The organism is Erwinia psychrophila (assembly GCF_039023475.1).
Classification (GTDB): Bacteria; Pseudomonadota; Gammaproteobacteria; order Enterobacterales; family Enterobacteriaceae; genus Erwinia.
The window spans coordinates 610,077-628,403 of the sequence record NZ_JBCHVB010000001.1; the positions used below are offsets into that span (position 1 = coordinate 610,077).

Annotated in this window: 15 protein-coding genes and 1 other RNA gene; 6 read left to right on the forward strand and 10 right to left on the reverse strand. The window is 55.1% G+C overall.

The features are described from left to right. Positions 1 to 209: 209 nt before the first annotated feature. Positions 210 to 446: a major outer membrane lipoprotein gene (locus AAH446_RS02750; RefSeq protein ID WP_013201929.1), complete on the forward strand. Its 237-nt coding sequence runs from the start codon at positions 210 to 212 to the stop codon at positions 444 to 446. A gap of 177 nt (positions 447 to 623) precedes the next feature. Here the strand turns inward: AAH446_RS02750 and AAH446_RS02755 are convergent, their stop codons facing one another. From AAH446_RS02755 to sufA, 7 genes are all read right to left on the reverse strand, one after another. Continuing rightward, positions 624 to 1,613: a L,D-transpeptidase family protein gene (locus AAH446_RS02755; protein ID WP_342905194.1), complete on the reverse strand. Its 990-nt coding sequence runs from the start codon at positions 1,611 to 1,613 to the stop codon at positions 624 to 626. A 74-nt stretch (positions 1,614 to 1,687) separates the two neighbouring features. Next, the gene (gene sufE / locus AAH446_RS02760; RefSeq protein ID WP_342905195.1) at positions 1,688 to 2,110 is read right to left on the reverse strand and encodes a cysteine desulfuration protein SufE; all 423 of its coding nucleotides are present in this window, start codon (positions 2,108 to 2,110) and stop codon (positions 1,688 to 1,690) included. 27 nt (positions 2,111 to 2,137) lie between these two features. After that, complete coding sequence (gene sufS, locus AAH446_RS02765) at positions 2,138 to 3,361, reverse strand: cysteine desulfurase SufS (protein ID WP_342905196.1); 1,224 nt, start codon at positions 3,359 to 3,361, stop codon at positions 2,138 to 2,140. Further along, a complete protein-coding gene (sufD, locus tag AAH446_RS02770; protein ID WP_342905197.1) occupies positions 3,358 to 4,641 on the reverse strand; it encodes a Fe-S cluster assembly protein SufD in 1,284 nt (427 codons plus the stop codon). Before sufD ends, sufS begins: the two co-directional genes overlap by 4 nt. Beyond that, on the reverse strand, positions 4,616 to 5,362 hold the full coding sequence (sufC, locus tag AAH446_RS02775; protein ID WP_342905198.1) for a Fe-S cluster assembly ATPase SufC: 747 nt from the start codon (positions 5,360 to 5,362) through the stop codon (positions 4,616 to 4,618). Before sufC ends, sufD begins: the two co-directional genes overlap by 26 nt. Before the next feature lie 57 nt (positions 5,363 to 5,419). Beyond that, complete coding sequence (gene sufB, locus AAH446_RS02780; protein WP_024967930.1) at positions 5,420 to 6,913, reverse strand: Fe-S cluster assembly protein SufB; 1,494 nt, start codon at positions 6,911 to 6,913, stop codon at positions 5,420 to 5,422. A 5-nt stretch (positions 6,914 to 6,918) separates the two neighbouring features. Next, a complete protein-coding gene (gene sufA / locus AAH446_RS02785) occupies positions 6,919 to 7,293 on the reverse strand; it encodes a Fe-S cluster assembly scaffold SufA (protein ID WP_342905199.1) in 375 nt (124 codons plus the stop codon). A gap of 391 nt (positions 7,294 to 7,684) precedes the next feature. On the opposite strand from sufA, the gene AAH446_RS02790 reads away from it, so the two are divergent. Then, the gene (locus AAH446_RS02790; RefSeq protein WP_342905200.1) at positions 7,685 to 8,089 is read left to right on the forward strand and encodes a hypothetical protein; all 405 of its coding nucleotides are present in this window, start codon (positions 7,685 to 7,687) and stop codon (positions 8,087 to 8,089) included. Between the two features lie 27 nt (positions 8,090 to 8,116). Here AAH446_RS02790 and AAH446_RS02795 read toward each other — a convergent pair whose 3' ends face one another. Both AAH446_RS02795 and ydiJ read right to left on the reverse strand, forming a co-directional pair. Then, complete coding sequence (locus tag AAH446_RS02795; RefSeq protein ID WP_342905201.1) at positions 8,117 to 8,548, reverse strand: hotdog fold thioesterase; 432 nt, start codon at positions 8,546 to 8,548, stop codon at positions 8,117 to 8,119. Beyond that, the gene (ydiJ, locus tag AAH446_RS02800) at positions 8,548 to 11,601 is read right to left on the reverse strand and encodes a D-2-hydroxyglutarate dehydrogenase YdiJ (RefSeq protein WP_342905202.1); all 3,054 of its coding nucleotides are present in this window, start codon (positions 11,599 to 11,601) and stop codon (positions 8,548 to 8,550) included. Before ydiJ ends, AAH446_RS02795 begins: the two co-directional genes overlap by 1 nt. Before the next feature lie 224 nt (positions 11,602 to 11,825). Here ydiJ and ydiK point away from each other — a divergent pair, with 224 nt between their 5' ends. Beyond that, positions 11,826 to 12,950, forward strand: a complete 1,125-nt coding sequence (gene ydiK, locus AAH446_RS02805) for an AI-2E family transporter YdiK (protein WP_342905203.1) — start codon at positions 11,826 to 11,828, stop codon at positions 12,948 to 12,950. A 255-nt stretch (positions 12,951 to 13,205) separates the two neighbouring features. Continuing rightward, positions 13,206 to 13,316, forward strand: an RNA gene (rprA, locus tag AAH446_RS02810) — antisense sRNA RprA. 62 nt (positions 13,317 to 13,378) lie between these two features. Here the strand turns inward: rprA and ppsA are convergent. After that, the gene (ppsA, locus tag AAH446_RS02815) at positions 13,379 to 15,760 is read right to left on the reverse strand and encodes a phosphoenolpyruvate synthase (protein WP_342905204.1); all 2,382 of its coding nucleotides are present in this window, start codon (positions 15,758 to 15,760) and stop codon (positions 13,379 to 13,381) included. A gap of 471 nt (positions 15,761 to 16,231) precedes the next feature. Between ppsA and ppsR the strand changes: the two genes are divergently transcribed. Together ppsR and AAH446_RS02825 are read left to right on the forward strand one after the other, a co-directional pair. Next, a complete protein-coding gene (gene ppsR, locus AAH446_RS02820; protein ID WP_342905796.1) occupies positions 16,232 to 17,065 on the forward strand; it encodes a posphoenolpyruvate synthetase regulatory kinase/phosphorylase PpsR in 834 nt (277 codons plus the stop codon). 166 nt (positions 17,066 to 17,231) lie between these two features. Continuing rightward, on the forward strand, positions 17,232 to 18,281 hold the full coding sequence (locus tag AAH446_RS02825; protein ID WP_342905205.1) for a 3-deoxy-7-phosphoheptulonate synthase: 1,050 nt from the start codon (positions 17,232 to 17,234) through the stop codon (positions 18,279 to 18,281). Positions 18,282 to 18,327: the final 46 nt, after the last annotated feature.

Here is an 18,327-nt window from a genome sequence, read left to right on the forward strand (position 1 = left end):
GATGCAATTAGGGTTTAACAAAAGATGCATCCGATTAAAATTCCCTGTTTTCGCTAAATTTTTTGCCCATAATTAAAAAGACGATGCTTCTTTGAGCGAACGATCAAAATTAAGCACTTTCTCATCAAAAATTTATTCTCATTAGAAAAAGCTTTGTGTAATACTTGTAACGCTACATGGAGATTAACTTAATCTAGAGGGTATAAATAATGAATCGTACTAAACTGGTACTGGGCGCGGTAATCCTGGGTTCAACTCTGCTGGCTGGCTGTTCAAGCAACGCTAAAATTGACCAGCTGTCTACCGACGTTCAGACTCTGAACGCTAAAGTTGACCAGCTGAGCAACGACGTGAACGCAATGCGTTCTGACGTTCAGGCTGCTAAAGACGACGCAGCACGCGCTAACCAGCGTCTGGACAACCAGGCTCACTCTTACCGTAAGTAAGAGTTCTGGTAATGAAAATGGCGCACATTGTGCGCCATTTTTTTTTGCCCTTCTTATACGAGTCCGTTTATTTCTTCTTCCAACCGCTATCTTTACTTGCCGTTATATAATCCTTTCTAAGAGGCCCCAGAACGGGCGCTATGGCCCGCAATCCTTCCGGCAACCCTACTCTCAGATCTATGCCTGGACGTCCTCAGGGCGCGTTTTATCAATGATTTCCGGCAAAACGTCGGGGTGAGCCACCGCCTCACCTTCATTGACCAGCACAGGCATGCCCGATCGCCGCTTAACCGCCTCTGTGATGACCGCCCGATCGCTTAACTCACTGCCGATGAATTTCTTCGCACCGGAGGTCAGCGTTATGGGCATGGTCTGGGGATCGTCATTTTCATTGTGGGAAAGCGGCTGATGCACCTCGATATAGCGTTTACCATCGGGCTCCAGAGCATATTTGACCGGCTGATTGATAATCTGCACGCGGGTGCCTTCAGGCACGCTGTTAAAAAGCGCCTCGATATCATCAGGCCGCAACCGGATACAGCCGCTGCTGACCCGCATTCCGATGCCGAAGTCGGCGTTGGTGCCGTGGATCAGGTAGTGTCCTTTTCCGTAGGCCAGCCTCATAGCAAACAGGCCCATCGGGTTTTCCGGCCCCGCAGGCACCGTCACCGGCAGCGTTTTTCCTTCCGCCGCATACCGTTTACGGATATTAGGCGTTGGCGTCCAGGTAGGATTCGGGATTTTCTGGCTGACGCGGGTGACCATTGCTGGCGTGTTCGCACCGAGTTGACCTATACCGATGGGATAGACAATGACTTTGTTTTCATCCTTGGGATAGTAGTAAAGCCGCAGCTCAGCGACGTTAACCACAATCCCCTCACGTTTGGTATCCGGCAGCAGCATCTGCGTGGGAATAGTCAGGACTTTGCCTGCTTCAGGTAGCCAGGGGTCCGTACCCGGATTCGCCTCAAGCATACCGAGCAAGCCGGTCTGATGAGAGGCGGCGATGGCCTCAAGCGACCGGCCATCGGCCGGAACGGTATAAGCGATGTTTTCACCAATCAGACGGCTGTTTTCAGCCGGCAAAGGATATTCAGTCGCGCTGGCGCTGTAGGCGGAGGCGAAGGTGAGGAACAGAAAGGCAGCGGAGGATAACAAAGGTTTCATGCGGATTTCCCGGTAGCGATCGGAACGGCCTCCCGCGAGTTACGCGGGAGGCGTGACGAGAAGTTAACTGCAAGTCAGCCTGCGTTCAGCGCCTGAGCTTTCAGGCGAATCGCCCGGATCATCGCTTCCAGCCCCTGAGAGCGGGAGGGCGTGAGGTGCTGAGCCAGCGCCAGCTGTTCAAACCAGGGACGCACGTCGAAATCCAGAATTTCCGCCGGCGTCATTTTTTGATAAAGGATAAATACAACCGCAATCAGGCCTTTCACGATGGCAGCATCACTGTCGCCATGCAGCGTCACCTGTGCGTTTTCTTCCTGATCCATCAGGATCCAAACCTGGCTCTGACAGCCGGATATGACATTTTCCGGCTTGTGCTCCGCTTCGGACAGCGCCGGCAGCAGCGCGCCAAGCTCAATAATGTACAGGTACTTCTCTTCCCAGTTCGCGCAGCGGGTAAAATTGCGGACCAGTTTCTCTTTATCTGGCAACGTTGCCATTCAAGCCTCCCTTGCCTGCCTGCGGCCTCAGCCGCCCAGCAGGCGATGTATACGTATCAGGCCGGCCACCAGGCGATCGACCTCTTCTTCGCTATTGTACAGAACGAAGGAGGCCCGGCACATGGCAGGAACGTCGTAATGTGTCATCAGCGGCATGGCGCAGTGGTGTCCGGTACGGATAGCGATGCCGTACTGATCGAGAAAGCTCCCCACGTCATAAGCGTGATGCTTACCCAGATTGAAGGCGATCACGCCGGCGCGCTCACGGGGACCGTAGATGGTCAGATCCGGCACCGAAGAGAGCTTATCGAGCGCATAGCGCATCAGAGCCTGCTCGCGCTGCTGGATAACATCCAGGTTCTGCGCCGTGATCCACGCCAGCGCGGCGCCCAGGCCAATAATCCCACCCGTGTTCGGTGAACCCGCTTCAAAGCGCCACGGCGCGGCAGCATAGGTGGTGGGTCTGGTCAGGCTGACCGTAGAGATCATCGCCCCACCGCCCTCCCAGGGTGGCATCTCATCCAGCAGCGCCTTACGGCCGTAAAGAATGCCTATCCCGGCCGGACCATAAATTTTATGTCCGGAGAAGAGGTAAAAATCGCAGTCCAGATCCTGAACGTCGACTTTCTGATGCATAACCGCCTGGGCACCATCAATCAGCGTGACCACGCCTGCGGCTTTCGCCTGCGCAACCAGCTCTTTAACCGGATTGACCGTCCCCAGCACGTTGGAAACGTGCGTCACGGCGAGCAGACGAGTGCGGCTGTCGATAAGCGAAGGGAGCGTGGAGAGATCGAGCTCGCCGTTCTCCGTCAGCGGGATAAACCGCACCTCGGCCCCGGTACGCTCGGCCACCATCTGCCAGGGAACGATATTGGCGTGGTGTTCCATCTCGGTGATCAGAATATTGTCGCCCGGCTTCAGCTGGCTGCCACCCCAGCTGCTGGCCACGAGGTTGATCCCCTCGGTAGTGCCTTTGACAAACACGATCTCTTCTGGCGAGGCGGCATTCAGAAAACGCGCCGCCTGAGTGCGCACATTCTCCATATCCGTGGTCGCCTGAGCGCTCAGGGTATGGATGCCGCGATGCACCGCCGCATAACCGTGCTCGTAAAAATGGCTTTCTGCATTAATGACCGAGTGGGGTTTCTGCGCGCTGGCGGCACTGTCCAGATAGGCCAGCGGCTGGCCATTCACTTCCCGCGCCAGAACCGGAAACTCGGCCCTGATGCGCGCCAGGTCAAAACTCATTGAATGCCTCCAGGAAAACGCCGGGCGATACGCTGCATCACCGCCTCTTTCAGCACGTCATCCTTAATGGCTTCAGTTAATTCCGCTGCAAAAGCGTAGATGATCATACGCTGTGCAGACTCTTCGCCGATCCCGCGCGCGCGCAAGTAGAACATCTGCTCGTCGTCGATGCGTCCAATAGTCGCGCCGTGGCTGCACTTAACGTCATCGGCGTAGATTTCCAGCTGCGGTTTGGTATCCACTTCGGCCAGCCGGCCCAGCAACAGGTTGTTGTTGGTCATCTGTCCGTCGGTCTTCAGCGCATGTTTGGCCACCTTAATCATACCGTTGAACACCGCACGTCCCTTATCGCGAACGATAGTTTTATGCAGCTGACGGCTCTGGCAGTGCCCTTTGTTGTGCTCAAGGTAAGTACGGCTGTCGCAGACTTCTTTCTCAACAGGCAGCATCAGGCTGTTGATGCCCAGTTCGCTGCCCTCGCCGTTCAGCTGAACGCTGGTGTTATGCCGCGAGAGTCCAGCACCCAACAGGAAGCTGTGGCTCTGCACGCGCGCATCCCGCCCAATGGCGAGATCGTTATGCGAGAAGTGGAAGCTGCTGCTGTGCTCAAAGGAGAGATTGTAGTGCGTCAGCTGAGCGTTATCGCCTACCGTCGCCGTAAAACGGGCGCCGGTAAAATGGCTGGCCTCGTTCAGGGTGACGTAATGTTCAATGATGGTCGCTTCTGCGCCGTCATCCAGCTGCAAATGATGACGGTAATGTGAGGTGTTCATCTCCGCCTGCGCGCTGCCGCTGCTGATATGCAGCAGATAGAGAGGACGTGAAGCCGCTTTGCCGCGGGACAGGTGGATGGCGGTGACCTCTTCTGCAAGGCTTTCAGTCAGGTGCAGAAAGACTTCCGGCTGCAGCGGTGCATCAAGCTCGCGACGCTTAGCCGCGCCGCTTACCTGAATCTCGAACTCGCCGAATTCACTGTCGCTGAGCGCGGCATTAAAGCGGCCATCAACAAAAACCAGTTTGATGGCGTCAATCGCAAGCGCCTGCGCTGCGACGTCTCCGGCGGTCAGCTCTGCGGCCTGTGGCAGAACGAAGTTCTGGTCAAACAGGCTTTCCAGCGGCGTATATTTCCAGTTTTCCTGCTTGCGCGTCGGCAGCCCCAGGCGCAGAACCTGCTGCCAGTGCTGCTGAGCCTGCAGCGAACGGTTTTCGCCGTGCGTTTCAAACAGGTGATGCCACTGTTGCAGGGCGTTATCACTACTCCTGGTCGGTAAGCCAGCCATAGCCTTGCTCCTCCAGTTGTTTTACCAGCGTAAAGTCACCGGATTTTACGATCTTGCCCTGATAGAGCACATGAACAAAGTCCGGTTTGATGTAGTCAAGGATACGCTGATAGTGCGTGACGATGATGAAAGCGCGCTTGCCGTCACGCAGCGTGTTCACGCCGTTCGCCACGGTTTTCAGCGCATCGATATCCAGTCCGGAGTCGGTTTCATCAAGGATACAGAGCTCAGGCTCCAGCGCCGCCATCTGCAGAATGTCATTACGCTTCTTCTCGCCGCCCGAAAAGCCGACGTTAACGGAACGGGTCAGCAGATCTTCCGGCATTTTCAGCAGCTGAATTTTATCTTCGATAAAGTCCTGGAAGTCGAAACGATCCAGCGACTCCTGATCGCGATACTTCCGCACGGCGTTGACGGCCGTTTGCAGAAAGAACTGGTTGCTGACGCCAGGGATCTCTACCGGATACTGAAACGCCATAAAGATGCCTTCACCAGCACGGTCTTCCGGAGAAAGCTCCAGCAGGTCTTTGCCCTTAAAGCTGACGGAACCGCCGGTGACTTCATATTCTTCACGCCCGGCAAGCGTTGCGGAAAGCGTACTTTTCCCTGAGCCATTCGGGCCCATGATGGCGTGTACTTCACCAGGCTTCACTTCAAGATCCAGCCCACGCAGGATCTCTTTATCTTCAATGCTAACCTGTAAATCTTTAATACTTAACATAGTGTTTCCCTGACAGTGCCGTCCGGCACTGCACTCAGTGACCGTAAGCGTGGGGCGTTAACCCACGCTGTGTTCAAGGCTGATCGCCAGCAGTTTTTGTGCTTCCACCGCAAATTCCAGCGGCAGCTCGGTGAAGACATCCTTACAGAAGCCATTGACGATCATAGAGATCGCATCATCTTCGCTGATCCCGCGCTGCAGGCAGTAGAACAGCTGATCTTCACCAATACGGGAGGTCGTCGCTTCATGCTCAAGCTGAGCGGTGTTATTACGCACTTCCACATAGGGGAAAGTGTGCGCGCCACAGTCCGCGCCAATCAGCATGGAGTCGCACTGGGTGAAGTTACGCGCGTTGGTGGCCGTCGGCATGATTTTGACCAGTCCACGATAGGTGTTCTGGCTTTTACCGGCCGAGATCCCTTTGGAGATGATGGTGGATTTAGTGTTCTTGCCGATATGGATCATCTTGGTGCCGGTGTCAGCCTGCTGATGTCCACTGGTCAGCGCCACGGAGAAGAATTCACCGATAGAGTTATCGCCGCGCAGGATCACGCTGGGATATTTCCAGGTAATGGCCGAGCCGGTTTCCGACTGTGTCCAGGACATCTTACTGTTTTCGCCTTCACACAGCGCACGCTTGGTCACGAAGTTCAGGATGCCGCCTTCGGACTCGCCGCCGGAGAACCAGTTCTGGACGGTGGAGTATTTAACTTCAGCATCCTTATGGATGATCACTTCCACCACTGCAGCGTGAAGCTGATAGCTGTCGCGCACCGGGGCGGAACACCCTTCGATGTAGCTGACGTAGCTGCCTTCATCTGCGATCAGAATAGTACGTTCAAACTGACCGGTTTTCGCCGCGTTGATGCGGAAATAGGTGGAAAGCTCCATCGGGCAGCGCACCCCTTTCGGGATGTAGACGAAGGTGCCGTCAGAAGCGACCGCGGAGTTAAGAGCCGCGAAGAAGTTATCGTTCGCTGGCACCACGGTGCCCAGATACTGTTTCACCAGTTCCGGGTGCTCGTGAATGGCCTCGCCAAATGAACAGAAAATAATTCCCTGCTCCGCCAGCTTGCCGCGATAGGTAGTGGAAACGGAAACGGAGTCGAAGATGGCATCTACGGCCACTTCCTGCCCTTCACGCACCGGTACGCCCAGCTGCTTAAAGGCGTTTTCCACCTCTTCCGTCAGGTAGTTGGCAGGCTGAGAACCCGATGCCTGCGTCGCGCCTGGCTCGGAGGAGCAGCTGTCATCACAGTTGCCGCATGAGGGCGCTGAATAGTAGCTGTAATCCTGATAGTTCAGCGATTTGTAGTTCGCCTTCAGCCAGTGCGGCTCTTCCATCTCCAGCCAGGCGGCGTACGCCTTCAGGCGGAACTCAAGCATCCACTCTGGCTCGTTACGCTTGGCCGAGATGGCGCGCACCACATCTTCGCTGATGCCGTGTTCAAACTCCTCGGTTTGCAGCTGGGTAAAGAACCCCTCTTTGTACTTCTGGTGGTTTCCTTCCCAGACCTGCACGTCGTCCGATGTTTCAGTGTTTCGAGACATATGGTTTACTCAACGCCAAAGCTCTCACCACAGCCACAGGCGTGTTGAGCTTTAGGATTATTAAATTTGAAAATCTGATTCAGGCCTTCACGGACGAAATCGACTTCCGTTCCGTCAATCAGCGGCATGGCCTGAAGGGGAACATAGAGATGCGCCCCCTGATGGGTGAAAACAAGATCGTCATCGGCTGGCTCTTTAACCAGATCCATGGTGTAGCCAAAACCCGCGCAGCCGGAAGACTTCACGCCCAGCTTTAATCCCTTCACGTGGGGGTCATTAGCGGCCAGCGCAATGATTTGCTTAGCGGCGCTGTCGGTCAGCGTCAGGCCCTTCCAGACGAAGTCGTCAGGAGAAAAAGAAGCAGTAGTTGCTGATGGCATAGAATTACCTCGCGAGTCGATAGCCCTGCGGGCTAATACCCCTATGTTAGTGATATTGGATATCGCTTCAACCTCTTGTTTTGCAGGGATTTAGGTCAACAGGGCTTTTTTAGCCCTCTTTATACAGTTTAGACCCTGTTAAGAGGATTACGATTTGCGTCATGCAACCTTTTATCGTGCTGATAACGCGTTGAATAATGGATAGTTAATAAATGCCGTGCTGCGCTTACTGGTGATAATGCCTGTTTTAGCGCTAACCGTTACGCCGCCTTAAGTTATGACCAATTATTCTGAAAGGCCGCATTTATGGATAAAATTTTGCGCCGGAACATTGAATATTGCGCAGCTTGTAATATGATAATGATTATCATTAACGAGTATGGGTCCCGAGATGACGCTGTCGATGAGTGCCTGGCTACAACATAAAATTGACGATTATAAGTTTTCTATCCGCGACATTACCGTTGACTTCTATATGGCCGAGGCGAAACTGAACCGGCCTGATTGTACGCTGGAACATTTGCGTCAGTTCAACGATACCTGCCTTGATATGGCCGAAATTTGCCAGCTTAACGGCGACGATCAGAGCTATTTGCATGCGCTGGGTAAACTGCATCACCGCCTGATCCAGGAGTTAAGCGATGCCCAACGCGACCGGCTGTTCCGTATGCAGGCCTGGCAACTTGCCCGCCATTCGCTGACCCGTTTGTGCCACCAGCTGGCCATTAGCGGTGACTGGGACAGCGCCAGCCGGCTGCAAAGCGAATTTGTCAGGCATGCCGCATGGATTATGTGAAGTCCGTTTTCAGCGCGCAGTATAATATCACTCTTTTGCCCTGGCTGACAAAATCGACGTGGTGAGACGTGAGGTGCAGCAAAGGCGCTGCCGGGCGTCGAAGATATCGATTTGCCATACCTGATGCGTCCGTCCCAGATGCACGGCGCGGCAGACTCCCCGCACCTCGCCTTCCCTGACGGCGCGGAGATGATTGGCGTTGATTTCCAGCCCGACCACGGTTTCACTCGCTTCGGTGCAGAGATAACCGGCCATCGACCCCAGCGTCTCGGCCAGCGTGACTGAGGCGCCGCCATGCAGCAGGCCAAAAGGCTGACGCGTTCTCTCATCAACCGGCATGGTCGCCTCAATAATGCCCTCCTCCAGTGAGGTAAAGCAGATGCCGAGATGGGCCACCAGCGTGCCCTGGCTGCGCTGGTTCATCTGCTCCAGCGTGGCGATACGTTTCCAGATAGCCATCAGACAATCTCCAGCAGCGCCTGAAGCGGATGACGCATCCCGTTCCCCTCGACGCGTTTAACCTGGCTGCGGCAGGAGTAACCGGTGGCAAGGCAGCGCTGGCGCGGCAGCTTTTGCATCGCCTGATGCCAGGAAAGCTCATAAATCCCCAGCGAGTTTGCCAGATTTTTCGTCTCATGCCCGTAGGTTCCCGCCATGCCGCAGCAGCCCACGCTGACGTTTTCCAGCCTGGCGCCGAAGCGGGCAAAAATGCCTTCCCACTGCTTCGTTGAGGCAGGCAGCGCGGTTACCTCCGTACAGTGTCCGAAGAGGTACCATGCCTCACCGCTTTGCGGCTTCTGTTCCGCAGGCGGGAGCGCCTGAATCAGCCATTCATGCACCAGCTGAACGTGAAAATCGCCCCGTTTATCCCCGAGCATCTCCCGGTACTCATCACGGTAACAGAGCACCAGCGCGGGATCGACGCCGACCAGAGGCAGCTCCAGCCGGGCAACACGGTTCAGAAAATCCGCGGTTTTTTGCGCGGTCCGGGCGAAGCGCGTCAGAAAGCCTTTAATATGCTGCGCCTTACCGTTCGGTGAGAAAGGCAGAACCACCGGCTGATAGCCCAGTTTTTCCACCAGCCGGACAAAATCAGCCACCAGCCGGGCTTCGTAATAGCTGGTGAAAGGATCCTGTACCACCAGCACATATTTTGCCCGCTGTTCGCTGCTCATCTCCTCCAGCTGTTCCAGCGTGGTGGTCATGGCAGCCTGTCCGGCCAGCTGCTTCTTCAGGTTTGGCGAGGAGAGCAGCGGGAGATCGACCATACCGATATGGGTTTTGCTCAGGTTACGCACCAGCGGCTGACGCAGGAAAAAGTTAAACAGCTGCGGCGCTTTTGCCATCAAAGGCGCATAGGTTTCCACGCCAGCCACCAGGTGGTCACTAACCGGGCGCAGATAGCGGGTATGGTAGAGCTGAAGGAAACGTGAACGGAATCCCGGCACATCGATCTTGATCGGACACTGGGTGGAGCACGCCTTGCAGGCAAGGCATCCGGACATCGCCTCCTTCACCTCATGAGAGAAATCATATTCGCCACGTCTGGCGTACCAGCTGTTGCGGGTGCGCTCAATCAGCCCTCTCAGGCTGACTCTGCTCTCCGGCAGGCGCTTTTCCAGCACCAGCGGATCGACGCCCTGCTCCGCCAGCAGGCGCAGCCACTCTCTGGTCAGCGTCGCCCGGCCCTTCGGCGAATGGATGCGGTTGCCGGTTATCTTCATTGAGGGACACATCGGACTTCTGACATCGAAGTTGAAGCACAGACCGTTGCCGTTACACTCCATCGCGCCCCGCCAGTCGCTACGAACAGCGATCGGGATCTGGCGATCCCACGTTCCACGCTTTACCGCATCCACTTTCATCATCGGCTCATCCACGCCCAGCGGGGTACAGATTTTGCCAGGGTTAAGGCGGTTTTGCGGATCGAAAGCGGCTTTGATGCGACGAAGCTCATAGAAAAGCGCCTCGCCAAAAAACGCCGGACTGTATTCCGCCCGGAAACCTTTCCCATGCTCTCCCCAAAGCAGACCGCCGTAGCGCGCCGTCAGCGCCACCACCTCATCCGAGATCTGCTTCATCAGCATCTCCTGCTGCGGATCGCACATATCCAGTGCAGGACGGACGTGAAGAACCCCGGCGTCAACGTGACCAAACATGCCGTAACTCAGGCCATGATTGTCGAGCAATGCCCGGAATTCGACGATGTAGTCTGCAAGCTTTTCGGGGGGAACGCAGGTATCTTCCACGAACGGGATCGGCTTGGCGCGGCCTTTCGCGTTGCCCAGCAGGCCCACGGCTTTTTTACGCATGGCATAAATGCGCTCAATACCGTCCAGATCGTGACAGCGCTGATAGCCAATAATGCCCGCTTCGCCCTGCATCATCAGCGTATCCAGCTGCCGGCAAAGCGCATCTACCTGCGCATCCGTTACGCTACTGTCGTTACCGGCGAACTCAACAATATTCAGCCCCAGCATTTCGCGGTCAGGAACATCGGCGATCAGCTCGCTCACCGAGTGCCAGACGATATCTTCCCGGGCGAGGTTCAGCACCTTTGAATCAACCGTCTCCACGGAAAGCGCTTTTGCCTCCACCATAAAAGGCGCGCTGCGCAGCGCGGAGTCAAAGGAGTCATATTTAATATTAACGAGACGACGGACTTTCGGGATCGGCGTGATATCCAGCCGTGCTTCGGTAATAAATGCCAGCGTGCCTTCCGCGCCGCAGAGAATGCGCGTTAAATCGACCCTTTCTAAATCATCGCTGACGGCGTGACGCAGGTCGTAACCGGTAAGGAAACGATTGAGTTGGGGAAAGTTATCCGTCACCAGTTGCCGTTTATCCCGGCAGCTTTCCAGTACCGTCCGGTAGATTTCCCCTTCGCGACTCGCCTCCTGGGCCAGCCTCTCTGCCAGCGCAACGGGCACGGTGCGGGTATCAAGAATATCGCCGCCGAGCAGCACGGCACGCAGTCCAAGGACATGATCGGAGGTTTTCCCATAAACCAGAGAACCCTGCCCCGAGGCGTCGGTATTGATCATGCCTCCCAGAGTGGCGCGGTTACTGGTGGAAAGCTCCGGAGAGAAAAAGAAGCCGTAAGGCTTAAGCCAGGCATTAAGCTGATCTTTTATCACGCCGGCTTCGACTTTTACCCACCCCTGTTCAAGGTTGATTTCCAGGATGCGGTTCATATAGCGGGACATATCCACCACCAGCCCCTGATTGAGGGATTGCCCGTTGGTGCCGGTGCCGCCGCCGCGCGGAGTGAAGGTCAGGCTTTCAAAACGTTGCTCTCCCGCCAGCCGGGCAATCAGGGCGACATCAGCGGTAGAGCGGGGAAACAGTACGGCATCCGGAAGAAGCTGATAGATGCTGTTGTCGGTGGACATGGTAAGACGATCGGCATAGCTGGTGGCGGTGTCGCCGGTGAAGCCCTGCTGCTGTAGCGCCTGCAAAAAAGTCAGCACCAGTTGAACCAGGCCTGGCGCCTGAGAAATTTGTGGGATCATTGTCGGGTGACCAGAATGTTAGGTAAACGTTTGCACTTAATCTCATGGTTTTATCACATTTTTTTATGAGCTGTCGCGATTTCAAAATAGCGGCGTAAAAGAATAACGTGCCGTTTCCGCTGAAAGTGCGTTTAATACATCCGGGAGAGCGGGATCTGAGGAAACGGAAGATTTTTCAGCGTAACCCGCTCCGCACTTTATTCACATGAGGTTAATGTTGCACCATGAAGAATGCGCAGAAAGGATCGGATTTGCCGCAAATCGTCTTCTCACTGATGTTTATCACCCTACTGATCGTAGCCAGTTTTTGGGTGGTCCAGCCCTTTGTGCTGGGTTTTGCCTGGGCGAGCATGGTGGTGATCGCCACCTGGCCCATGATGATTAAAATTCAGCATCTGCTCTGGGGACGCCGCTCGCTTGCCGTGGTGGTGATGGCCCTGTTGCTGATCCTGCTCTTTATTATTCCCGTGGCGCTGCTGGTTAACAGCCTGATTGACAGCAGCCGGCCGGTGATAGCCTGGGCGACATCGGGACACCTGCGGCTGCCTGAAATGCTCTGGCTGAATAACCTACCGCTGGTCGGGCATAAGCTTTATTCGGCTTATCACACAGTTCTCGAAGGCGGCGGCAGCGCCATGATGACCAGAGTACAGCCCTATATCGGGCGCACCAGCGGCTTCCTGTTTGCCCAGGCGGGCCATTTCGGCCGCTTTATGCTGCATCTGGCCCTGATGCTTCTCTTCAGCATCCTGCTTTACTGGCGCGGCGAGCAGGTGGGTCAGGGTATCCGCCACTTCGCATTCCGGCTGGCCTCGCAGCGCGGCGACGCGGCGGTACTGCTGGCCGGACAGGCGATCCGGGCCGTGGCGCTTGGCGTGGTGGTTACCGCCCTGGTACAGGGCGTGCTGGGCGGCATAGGTCTGGCGCTGTCAGGGATACCCTACGCCACCGTGCTGACCGTGCTGATGATCCTTGCCTGCCTGGTGCAGCTCGGCCCGCTGGTTGTGCTGATCCCGGCGATTATCTGGCTCTACTGGAGCGGCGATACAACCTGGGGCACCGTGCTGCTGATATGGAGCTGCGTGGTGGGGACGCTGGATAACGTTCTTCGCCCGATGCTGATCCGCATGGGTGCCGACCTGCCGATGATCCTCATTCTCTCCGGCGTCATTGGCGGACTGGTGGCGTTTGGCATGATAGGGCTGTTTATCGGACCTGTGGTGCTGGCTGTCTCATACCGGTTGCTGTCAGCCTGGATTAATGAAGCGCCCGCTCCCGAGAGGGATCCGCATGCGGTGGTTGAAGCGATGACAGAAGTTGAGCGGCAGCAAAAATCCGGGACAAACTAATCCTCTTTCCGGCCAGCCTGACTGGCCGGTTTCATAAGCAGCAGGAAATATTTTCATCCGGTAACAACTAATGCATTCAGAAAACTTAACCTGAAAAAGCGGTTTTTCAGGCATTTGAGTTGTCCTTAGGGCCAATTGATTAGCAAATAAACGGTTTGCAGGCTCTCCGCCCCGGTAAAATGTCATAAAAGGTTATGGCTTTTAAACTAATAAGAGGATTCTTAATGACTCAGAGAGCCGGCCTGAATAGTATGAACAGCATGTTTAGGATCAACATGCTGATTTTTAAACAAGCTTTCCCCAAGTCAAAGTAAAGAATTGCTGTGTGTAGTCTTTGCCCATCCCATGTGATGGGCTTTTTTTTAGGCTGAAAAACGTAAAAAAGGCCAGTCAGGCTGGCCTTTTTATTTCTGCAGTGAAGAATGCGGCTATTTTTTTGGCAGTTCCGCCAGGCTCAGCCAGGTCTGTACCACGGTATCCGGGTTGAGTGACAGACTGTCGATCCCCTCTTCCATCAGCCAGGCAGCAAAGTCTTCGTGATCGGACGGCCCCTGTCCGCAGATGCCGACATATTTACCCGCTTTTTTCGCCGAACGGATCGCCATGGAGAGCAGCGCTTTTACCGCGTCGTTGCGTTCATCAAAGAGTTCGGAAACCACCCCGGAATCCCTGTCGAGCCCCAGCGCCAGCTGCGTCATATCGTTAGAACCAATGGAGAACCCGTCAAAATATTCCAGGAACTGGTCCGCCAGCAGCGCATTGGAAGGAATTTCACACATCATAATAAGCTTCAGCCCGTTTTCACCGCGCTTAAGCCCCTGACGCTCCAGCTCTTCAACCACCGCCTTAGCCTGAGCCACGGTGCGGACAAACGGCACCATGATCTCTACGTTAGTCAGCCCCATCTCGTTACGAACGCGTTTAACGGCCGCGCACTCCAGCGCAAAGCAGTCGCGGAAGCTGTCTGCCACATAGCGACCCGCGCCACGGAAGCCCAGCATGGGATTCTCTTCCTCCGGTTCATAGCGCTCGCCGCCCACCAGATTCGCGTATTCATTAGTTTTGAAATCGGAGAGGCGAACAATAACGCGTTTTGGCGCAAAAGCGGCTCCCAGCGTGGCGATCCCCTCCGTCAGGCGGGCAATATAAAACTCCACCGGATCGTCAAAACCCTTCATCATTTCGCGAATTTGCTGCTGGAGTTCAGGCGTTTGCTGGTCAAACTCCAGTAGCGCTTTAGGATGGACGCCAATCATCCGGTTAATAATAAATTCCAGCCGCGCCAGCCCCACCCCTTCATTTGGCAGACAGGCAAAATCGAATGCCCGGTCAGGGTTACCGACGTTCATCATAATTTTAAGCGGCAGCGGCGGCATCTCATCCACCTGTGAGCTTTTCACTTCAAAGTCCAGCAGCTCATCATAAACGTAACCTGTATCCCCTTCCGCACAGGAAACCGTGACCTTATGGCCATCCTTCAGAACGTCGGTCGCATGGCCACAACCCACCACGGCAGGGATGCCCAACTCACGGGCGATAATGGCGGCATGGCAGGTCCGCCCTCCACGATTGGTGACGATGGCCGCAGCCTTCTTCATAATCGGTTCCCAGTCCGGATCGGTCATATCGGTGACCAGCACGTCGCCTTTCTGTATCCGGTTCATTTCGCTGATGTCGTGAATCACCTTCACTTCACCTGCGCCGATGCGGTGACCGATTGCACGCCCTTCCACCACGATCTTGCCTTTACCATGCAGCGTGTAACGCTCCATAACCTGGCCATTTGAACGTACCGTCTCAGGACGCGCCTGGACGATGAAAAGTTTGCCCGTATGCCCATCTTTCGCCCACTCAATATCCATTGGACGCTGGTAGTGCTTCTCAATCAGCACGGCCTGAGTAGCCAGCGCTTCCACTTCTTCGCTGGTCAGGCAGAAGCGGTCGCGCTCCTGCGCCGGCACATTTTCAATTCTGACCTGCTCGCCATGCTCGCGGGAGTCAGCATAAACCATGCGGATCTTCTTCGAGCCCATGGTTTTGCGCACGATAGCCGGACGGCCCGCCGCCAGCGTTGGTTTATGGACGTAAAATTCATCCGGATTGACGGCGCCCTGCACCACCATCTCGCCCAGACCCAGCGCTGCGGTAATGAATACCACCTGATCAAAACCTGATTCGGTATCGATCGTGAACATCACCCCCGCCGATCCCACATCAGAGCGAACCATCCGCTGTACGCCCGCCGAGAGCGCCACGCCGCGATGATCGTAGCCCTGGTGCACGCGATAGGAAATGGCGCGATCGTTAAAGAGGGAAGCAAAAACGTGCTTAACGGCGATCAGCACGGCGTCAAAGCCCTGCACGTTCAGGAAGGTTTCCTGCTGTCCGGCAAAGGAGGCATCCGGCATATCTTCGGCGGTGGCGGAAGATCTTACCGCAAAGGACGCGTCAGCATCATCGGCGGAGAGCTGCTGATAAGCTTCGCGAATGGCCTGTTCCAGCGCCGGCTGGAAAGGAGTATCGACTATCCACTGGCGGATCTGCTTACCTGCCTTTGCCAGTTCGTCAACGTCATCAATATCGGTCTTATCCAGCAGGTCATAAATACGCTGATTGACGCCGCTTTGATCGAGGAAAAGATTAAATGCCTCTGAGGTTGTGGCAAACCCATCGGGCACGGAAACACCCAGTGAAGACAAATTACTGATCATTTCGCCCAGAGAAGCATTTTTGCCTCCCACCCGATCAACATCATTCATGCCAAGCTGGTTATACCAGAGCACTAGCGGCAGTTCGCCTTTATTGGACATTGAAGCAATCCTTTTCAGATTTAATTAAGTTTTGAGGACAGGGTAATGCGAATTGAGCCTGGCACATTCCTGTTCAGGAATGAAACTGTTGAATCGATCAAGCGCTTCAAAAAAGCCGTTTTAAGAAAACTCCGCCCTGGCGGCAATGAATTGCGCAACCGGAATAAATCATAACCTTTTGATTAATAATGACTTTTATCAAGCCTGCCGTTTTCGGGCCTGATTATGTTGCGCAACAAAAAGTAATTCCGGAAAAGAATGCTTTCTAGCATTAGTCTGCATTTTATGAATACAAATAAGAAACGTCATTTCATAAATAGACGTAACCCTGCGATTTACCGTTTATCTGAAAAAAGCCCTTTTCTGTAAAAAGGAATTTGCTTATTTATTCTGCATTGCTGAGTACATCACCATTTGCAATTTTATAGCAGCTTAAATTAGTCTGCTGGGACAATAATGACGGGAGAGAAAATGGACGTGAACAGCGAACGCAGCGTTTTTTATATTTCTGATGGCACCGCCATCACCGCCGAAGTGCTCGGCCACGCGGTTTTGTCGCAGTTCCCCGTGGGCATTAACAGCGTCACGCTCCCTTTTGTACAAAACGTGCAGCGCGCCCAGGCGGTTAAGGCGCAGATTAACGCGCTCTATGAGAAAAGCGGGATGCGCCCGCTGGTGTTTATTTCTATCGTAACGCCCGAAATTCGCGAAATTATCCTGCAAAGCGACGGTTTCTGTCAGGATATCGTGCAGTCGCTGGTGGCGCCGCTCCAGCAGGAGCTCGGCATAGCGCCCGCGCCCGTTGCCAACCGGACGCATGGGTTAACCGCGAATAATCTGGGCAAATATGATGCCCGTATCGCGGCAATCGACTATACGCTGGCCCATGATGACGGCATTTCGCTGCGCGGGCTGGAAGATGCCCAGGTCATCCTCCTCGGCGTGTCGCGGTGCGGCAAAACGCCCACAAGTCTTTACCTCGCCATGCAGTTTGGCATCCGGGCAGCGAACTATCCGTTTATTGCAGATGATATGGATAACCTTAAGCTGCCTCCAGCCCTCAAGCCCTTCCAGCATAAGCTGTTTGGATTGACTATCGATCCCGAGCGTCTGGCGGCTATCCGTCAGGAGCGGGCTGAAAACACGCGCTATGCATCGATGCGCCAGTGCCGGCTGGAAGTGGGCGAAGTGGAAGCGCTCTTTCGCACCCATCAGATTCGCTATCTCAACAGCACCAACTATTCCGTAGAGGAAATCGCCACCAAGATTCTGGATATTATGGGACTGACGCGCCGGATGTACTGATTGTCCGCTTCAGGCGCCGCGCTAAACCTCTCTGAAAAGTGATGTTTATCGCGTTAACCTCTTTTTAGCGCGGTTTCCGGTTGAAATGATGCCGTTTTGGTTTATTGTGATCGGCATCACTTCCCGGCACGCCTGCCGCAGAGAAGAACCCATTTCAGAGATTATCATGAACAAAACAGATGAACTGCGGACCGCGCGCATCGAGAGTCTGATTACGCCTGATGAACTGGCTAAGCGACATCCGATCACCCCTGCCATTGCGGCCAACGTCACGGCCTCCCGCCAGCGCATTGCCCGGATCCTTTCCGGTGAAGATCCCCGACTGCTGGTGGTGATTGGCCCCTGCTCTCTGCACGATCCCAAAGCAGCCCTGGACTATGCGCAGAAACTGACAGCGCTGCGCAAGAAGTACCACTCCCGTCTCGAAATTGTTATGCGTACCTATTTCGAGAAGCCGCGTACGGTCGTCGGCTGGAAAGGTCTGATCTCCGATCCCGGCCTCGACGGCAGCTTCCGCGTCAATCACGGTCTGGAAACTGCCCGTAAGCTGCTGCTGGATATTAATGCGCTGGGCATGCCAACCGCGACCGAGTTTCTGGATATGGTGGTCGGACAGTTTATTGCCGACCTGATCAGCTGGGGCGCGATCGGTGCCCGTACGACCGAAAGTCAGATTCACCGTGAAATGGCTTCCGCGCTCTCCTGCCCGGTTGGGTTCAAGAACGGCACCGACGGCAATATCCAGATCGCGGTAGATGCAATCCGCGCAGCACGTGCCAGCCATATGTTTCTCTCGCCGGATAAGCACGGTCAGATGACGATTTATCAGACCAGCGGCAATCCTTCCGGCCACGTCATTATGCGCGGGGGCAAACAGCCGAATTATCATCCGGAAGATATCGCCTCGGCGGCAGCAAGCCTGCGGGCGTTCAGGCTGCCTGAACAGCTGGTTATCGACTTCAGCCACGGCAACTGCCTGAAGCAGCATCGTCTGCAGATGGCGGTGGCGGAATCCGTTTCTCAGCAGATCCGCGAAGGAAGCCGGGCGATTGCCGGCGTGATGATTGAAAGTTTTCTTCAGGAAGGGACGCAGAAAGTCACGCCCGGTACGCCGCTGGTCTATGGTCAGTCGATCACCGATCCCTGTCTGGGATGGGATGACAGCGAAGCCGTGCTGGCCCTGCTGGCCAATGCGGCTGAGACCAGATTCGGTTAAGCACCCGGCGATCGAAAGGGCCGGTAAACCGGCCCTTTTACGCACA

What these genes read in the sequence shown, in the direction of transcription:
- ppsA (WP_342905204.1), bottom strand. Translation starts at nt 15,760, where the DNA reads ATGTCCAATAAAGGCGAACTGCCGCTAGTGCTCTGGTATAACCAGCTT.
- AAH446_RS02750 (WP_013201929.1), top strand. Translation starts at nt 210, where the DNA reads ATGAATCGTACTAAACTGGTACTGGGCGCGGTAATCCTGGGTTCAACT.
- ppsR (WP_342905796.1), top strand. Translation starts at nt 16,232, where the DNA reads ATGGACGTGAACAGCGAACGCAGCGTTTTTTATATTTCTGATGGCACC.
- AAH446_RS02790 (WP_342905200.1), top strand. Translation starts at nt 7,685, where the DNA reads ATGACGCTGTCGATGAGTGCCTGGCTACAACATAAAATTGACGATTAT.
- ydiK (WP_342905203.1), top strand. Translation starts at nt 11,826, where the DNA reads ATGAAGAATGCGCAGAAAGGATCGGATTTGCCGCAAATCGTCTTCTCA.
- AAH446_RS02755 (WP_342905194.1), bottom strand. Translation starts at nt 1,613, where the DNA reads ATGAAACCTTTGTTATCCTCCGCTGCCTTTCTGTTCCTCACCTTCGCC.
- sufB (WP_024967930.1), bottom strand. Translation starts at nt 6,913, where the DNA reads ATGTCTCGAAACACTGAAACATCGGACGACGTGCAGGTCTGGGAAGGA.
- sufE (WP_342905195.1), bottom strand. Translation starts at nt 2,110, where the DNA reads ATGGCAACGTTGCCAGATAAAGAGAAACTGGTCCGCAATTTTACCCGC.
- AAH446_RS02825 (WP_342905205.1), top strand. Translation starts at nt 17,232, where the DNA reads ATGAACAAAACAGATGAACTGCGGACCGCGCGCATCGAGAGTCTGATT.
- sufA (WP_342905199.1), bottom strand. Translation starts at nt 7,293, where the DNA reads ATGCCATCAGCAACTACTGCTTCTTTTTCTCCTGACGACTTCGTCTGG.
- ydiJ (WP_342905202.1), bottom strand. Translation starts at nt 11,601, where the DNA reads ATGATCCCACAAATTTCTCAGGCGCCAGGCCTGGTTCAACTGGTGCTG.
- sufD (WP_342905197.1), bottom strand. Translation starts at nt 4,641, where the DNA reads ATGGCTGGCTTACCGACCAGGAGTAGTGATAACGCCCTGCAACAGTGG.
- sufS (WP_342905196.1), bottom strand. Translation starts at nt 3,361, where the DNA reads ATGAGTTTTGACCTGGCGCGCATCAGGGCCGAGTTTCCGGTTCTGGCG.
- AAH446_RS02795 (WP_342905201.1), bottom strand. Translation starts at nt 8,548, where the DNA reads ATGGCTATCTGGAAACGTATCGCCACGCTGGAGCAGATGAACCAGCGC.
- sufC (WP_342905198.1), bottom strand. Translation starts at nt 5,362, where the DNA reads ATGTTAAGTATTAAAGATTTACAGGTTAGCATTGAAGATAAAGAGATC.